Annotated in this window: 8 protein-coding genes; 7 read left to right on the forward strand and 1 reads right to left on the reverse strand. The window is 68.1% G+C overall.

Translation table 11 applies throughout. The annotated features are described in order from the left end of the window. Nucleotides 1-109: BrxA/BrxB family bacilliredoxin (locus WBA11_RS19580; RefSeq protein ID WP_424522317.1), on the reverse strand; the 109-nt coding region annotated here is incomplete at its 3' end. Between the two features lie 554 nt (nt 110-663). On the opposite strand from WBA11_RS19580, the gene WBA11_RS19585 reads away from it, so the two are divergent. The 7 genes from WBA11_RS19585 to WBA11_RS19615 all read left to right on the forward strand — a co-directional run. After that, nucleotides 664-1,134 (forward strand): C40 family peptidase, encoded by a 471-nt coding sequence (locus WBA11_RS19585; RefSeq protein WP_424522311.1) that lies wholly within the window; start codon nt 664-666, stop codon nt 1,132-1,134. A gap of 114 nt (nt 1,135-1,248) precedes the next feature. Further along, nucleotides 1,249-1,722 carry a transcription elongation factor GreA gene (gene greA, locus WBA11_RS19590; RefSeq protein ID WP_424522312.1) on the forward strand — a complete coding sequence of 158 codons (474 nt, stop codon included), beginning with the start codon at nt 1,249-1,251 and terminating at the stop codon, nt 1,720-1,722. Between the two features lies 1 nt (nt 1,723). Beyond that, complete coding sequence (gene mtgA, locus WBA11_RS19595) at nt 1,724-2,410, forward strand: monofunctional biosynthetic peptidoglycan transglycosylase (RefSeq protein ID WP_424522313.1); 687 nt, start codon at nt 1,724-1,726, stop codon at nt 2,408-2,410. Between the two features lie 2 nt (nt 2,411-2,412). After that, nucleotides 2,413-2,574: a hypothetical protein gene (locus tag WBA11_RS19600; RefSeq protein WP_424522314.1), complete on the forward strand. Its 162-nt coding sequence runs from the start codon at nt 2,413-2,415 to the stop codon at nt 2,572-2,574. Further along, on the forward strand, nt 2,567-3,652 hold the full coding sequence (locus WBA11_RS19605) for a threonine aldolase family protein (protein WP_424522315.1): 1,086 nt from the start codon (nt 2,567-2,569) through the stop codon (nt 3,650-3,652). Before WBA11_RS19600 ends, WBA11_RS19605 begins: the two co-directional genes overlap by 8 nt. A gap of 104 nt (nt 3,653-3,756) precedes the next feature. Next, a complete protein-coding gene (locus tag WBA11_RS19610) occupies nt 3,757-4,308 on the forward strand; it encodes a hypothetical protein (protein WP_424522316.1) in 552 nt (183 codons plus the stop codon). Between the two features lie 258 nt (nt 4,309-4,566). Continuing rightward, nucleotides 4,567-4,908: HAD family hydrolase (locus tag WBA11_RS19615; protein ID WP_424522318.1), on the forward strand; the 342-nt coding region annotated here is incomplete at its 3' end.

The raw sequence follows: 4,908 nt of genomic DNA on the forward strand, positions 1-4,908 counted from the left end.
GGGCCTCGTCGACGAGCGTGTCGACGTCGGCGGCGGTGCGGAGCTCACGGACGCCCAGGCGGGTCAGCTCCTCTCTCATGGGGGCGACGAGGTGTTCGGGGTACGGCATGGGAAATGGGAGTGTTGAACTGCGGTGACGAGTCGTGTTACGGCCGAGCTTACGGACTGGATGTGTCGTTTGGCACGTCAACCCGACCTCGAGGGCGCGAGCTCCTGTTCGGAACGCGCCGCGCGGAGATTTAACGCATCGAGGCCGGCGACCGATACCGACCGGACACAGCTCCCAAACGTGCTCCACAGGGGCCTAGTCTTTCATTTACAGCGACTGCACTTCGGGGATTCCCCGATGCCCTGTTTCGAGGCTAGATTCTGCGCTTCCCCACCACACCGTTTGTTCCCTCTATGGCATTGATCCTTCGTAGCGCAGCGATTCTTCTCGTGGCCCTTGCGACCACGGCGAGCGCCCCCATCGCGAGCGCACAGGCGACCACCTCGGCCCCGACCGCCTCCCCAGCGTCTGACTCTGACGCCGCGGAGACGGCCCTCCGACGCCGCCCTGTCCGCCGAGCCAACGCACGCCCCGCGTTCCGCTCCCGCCCTGCCCGCCGCACCAGCTCAGGACGCGACACCCTCACGGTCGACTTTGTCCCGGTGTCCACGCGCATGTCTCGTCTCGAGGCCCTCGCTGCACGGACGGCTCGTTTGGACGCGTCCCTTCGCGAGGACGCGCCACGCTGGATTGGCATCCCGTATCGCTGGGGTGGCACCACACGTCGCGGGATCGACTGCTCGGCGTTCGTTCGCCAATACGTCCGCGACAACCTAGGCATCGCCCTTCCCCGCACGACGGCCGACCAGCGCTACGAAGGAATCGCCATCGGACGAGATGAGCTCCGAGCTGGCGATTTGGTGTTCTTCCGGCGCCGCGGCGTCCGCCACGTCGGCGTGTACCTCTCGGACGGCGAGTTTATCCACGCGTCCTCGAGTCGCGGCGTGACCATCTCGACGGTCGAGTCAGGCTACTGGGACCGCCACTACTGGATGTCTCGCCGAATCATCCCTGCCCCGCCGGCCGGCGACCTCCCGACGCCGCGCTCGATCGTACGTCGAGACTCGACCGGCGCCCGCGGCTAGGCCCTCCGACCGACCGGAGTTATCTTCGGGTCTCTCGATATCGCATCCCGGCCCCCGGTCGGGATGCGCTTTTTTTCCGGCCTCCGTGCCTCGCCCGGACCTCATCCGACTCCTATGAGCTCCACCGTCTACCTCACCGAAGAAGGGCTCCAGAAGCTCAAAGCCGATTTGTATCACGCCCGCACGGTCGAACGGCCCAAGATCTCCCAAGAGATTGCCGAGGCTCGTGCCCAAGGCGATCTCTCGGAGAACGCCGAGTACGACGCGGCAAAAGAGGCCCAAGGGCTCCTGGAGGCCCGGATCGCTCAGATGGAGAACACCATCGCGAGCGCCCGCGTGGTCAACGAGGACGAGGTCGACGCGTCGAAGGCGCGCATCCTGTCCAACGTCCGCGTGATGAACAAGAAGGCCAAGCGGGAGGCGACCTACACCCTGGTCGCAGCCCAAGAGGCCGATCTCAAGCAGAACCGGATCTCGGTCGAGAGCCCGATTGGCAAGGCCTTGCTTGGGACCGAAGTCGGAGAGGTCGTATCGGTCAAGGTGCCGGCCGGCGCCGTCCAGTTCGAGATTCTCGAGATCACGCGCTAGCGTGGCCCGCCGAACCCGTCGGCGGAGTCGGCTGTGGTCCGTCCTTCGGGTCCTCGTCGGCATCGTTGGCGGGTACCTCGTCGCCTGCACGGTGCTCCTGGTCGCGTACCGCTGGGTGGAGCCGCCCGCCACGACGGTCCAGCTCCAGCGCTACATCGAGGCCGCCGTGTCCGGTGACGCCTACGACCAGTCGTACCGACCGGTCTCGGTGAGCGGCCAGGACGACGACATCCGGCACGCGGTCGTGGCGAGCGAGGACGCGCGGTTCTACACCCACAACGGGTTCGACGCCGTCGAGCTGCGCCGCGCTCGAGACGAGGCGCTGGCGGGCGGCCGCGTCCGAGGGGCGTCGACCTTGACGCAACAGCTGGTCAAGAACCTGTTTCTGACCACGCACCGGTCGGTCGTACGCAAGGCCTTCGAGGTCCCGCTCACGTTCCTCGCCGAGTGGATCCTGCCGAAGGACCGGCTGCTCACGCTCTACCTCAACGTGGCCGAGTGGGGGCCGGGCATCTTCGGCATCGAGGCCGCGGCCAACCACCACTACGGCACGACCGCCGGCTCGCTCTCGCGCGACCAGGCGGCACGACTGACCGCGATCCTCCCGGCTCCGCTGGTTCGCCGACCTCAGGAACAGAACCGCACGTCCGACCGCATCCAGCGACGGATGCGCGAGATGGGCTGGTAGGGATGAGGGCTGGAGTTCGGGTCGAGTCCCGTGAGATCGTTGCCTCGGCCGCCCTCGAGGCCGCCCGACGCCACGCCCTCGAGGACGACCCGTTCATCGAGCCCTACGAGGAAGGCGACCTCGAGGGCGAAGGCGCCACACCAAAGACGACGGAACTTGTCTGACCTCGAGGTCGCACCCGGCAATCCCCAATCCCCAATCCCCAATCCTATGACCGTCGACCTCCGCTCCGACACCGTGACCCGGCCGACGCCCGCCATGCGCCGAGCGATGGCCGATGCCGAGGTCGGGGACGACGTGTTCGGAGAGGACCCGACGGTCCAGCGGCTCGAAGCGAGGGTCGCCGAGGTGCTGGGGAAAGAAGCCGGGCTGTTCGTGCCGTCCGGCGTGATGGGCAACCAGATCGCGATCCGCATCCACACGCGGTCGGGCGACGAGGCCGTCGTCGCGGAGCGGAGCCACCTCTACCATTACGAAGGCGCCGCGCCCGCCGCGCTGTGGGGCGTCCAGCTGCGGCCCGTCGGGGACCAGAGCGGCGTGATGACCGTCGCCGACCTCGAGGGCGTGGTCCAGGGCGCGCACGACTGGGAGGCCAGGACGTCGCTGTGCTGCCTCGAGAACACGGTCAACAAAGCCGGCGGCGTCGCCGTCGCCCTCGGGGACATCGAGCCGGTCGCAGAGGCCGCTCGGGGGCGTGGGCTGGCGCTGCACCTCGATGGCGCGAGGTTGTGGAACGCGGCCGTCGCCCTCGAGGTCGAGCCCGCCGCCCTCTCCGGGCCGTTCGACACGGTGAACGTGTGTTTATCGAAGGGACTGGGCGCACCAGTCGGGTCCGTGCTGGCCGGCTCCGTCGAGATGATCCGCGAGGGTCGGCGTGCGCGGAAGCTGCTCGGCGGCGGGATGCGGCAGTCGGGCGTGCTGGCGGCCGCGGCACTCGTCGCCCTCGACGACTTTCAGCGCGATGACCACGCGATGCTCCGCGCGGACCACGATCGCGCCCGCCGGCTCGCCCACACTGTTGACGAGCAGCCCGGCCTCGAGGTCGTCCGCACGCCGGACACGAACATCGTCTTGTTCGACACGCATGCCGGACCCGCCCTCGAGGTCGTGGAGCGGTTGGCAGGAGTGGGGATTCTGGTCGTCCCGTTTGGGCCGTCGACCGTGAGGGCCACGTTCCACCGCGACGTGGACGACGACGGCCTCGAAGTGACGCTTCAAGCCATGGCAAACCTTTCCACGTAAGTGGAATGCACTAAGGGATTCTCCCGATTGCGAAAAGTCTGCCTCGAACCGAGAACAATCGGCTTCACGATGTCTACATTCGCCAGTCTGGGAACGAATTCAGAATGGCAGACTGGGCACAGGTGTACGACGACGATCTCGGCCTCGACGACGCTCGGTCACGAGTGCGGCGGCTCGTCGTGGGGTTTGCGCTCGTCAGCGGCGCGCTGGTGTCGGCGGCCCCGATCGTAACCATTGTCGGTGGCGCCCAGGCCCACATCATGGCCGCGGCATGTGGAGCGCTCCTCACCATTAGCGCCGTGGTCGTGATGGTCCGCCTGGCCCGAGAGCACCGCCGGATTTGGCGCGTCGAGCTGTCCGTGCACCGCGCGGTCGGGCACGACGCCGTCGGGCGTCGACGAGCGCTCCCATGGTCCAGCGTGGACTACGTGGACGTGGCGGCGGACGGGATCGTGATCTCGGGACGTGACGAGGGCGGTCATCGCGCTCGCCTGCTCGCCCCACTTGGGATGCCGGGCTACGTCTCCCTCGCCCACCGCGCCGTCGAGTACGCGGAGGCCCACCGCTGTCCCATCTGGGTCGACGGCCAGCCCGTCCTCGAGGTCGACCTCGCGCTCCTCGACGCGTCGTTGTGCTCGACCGAGACGGCAGCCTGACCTCGGGGCCGAGGACGGACCCATCGCTGTTCGATGCGTAGGACGGGCAGATCTTCTCTGTGCCACCATGCCCGTCCGCCTGCTCGCCTTCGACCTTGATAGGTCGTCCAGACCGAGCGGCTCAAGGCTCGCTCGTACGCTCTCGCCACGGCCGACCTGTGAGGAGCGACAGGGATCGATCGCGTCGAGGACGCCCACAAAGACCTCGCCGGGCTCAGCCGTCAAGAGGTCTCGCAAGGACTGGTCGAGCGGTTCGGGCTGTCGCCTGCGGCGTCGGAGATCGTCCAGCTGGGCGAAGAGTCGTGGCAGGCGTTCGTCCGCGTTCGCCTCGAACACTACCGCGCGGTGGTCGAGGGCGATGAGACCGTCCGCGGCGCGGCGTCTCCCGAGACCGCCGCCTTGGTCCGCCACGCCTGGTCGTTCGCGTGCTCCGTCGCACTCGTCACGACGAGCGACCGCCACACGACGACGCGCGTCCTCGATGCGCTCGATCTGGCCGACGCGTTCGACGTCACGGTCACGGCCAGCGACGTTGAGCGGACGAAGCCGGACCCCGAGTACCTCCGCGCCCTCGATGCGCTCGGCGTCGAGGCCGAGGAG

Origin of the sequence: Rubrivirga sp. (assembly GCF_049648075.1) — a bacterium.
In the GTDB taxonomy this organism is placed as follows: domain Bacteria; phylum Bacteroidota; class Rhodothermia; order Rhodothermales; family Rubricoccaceae; genus Rubrivirga.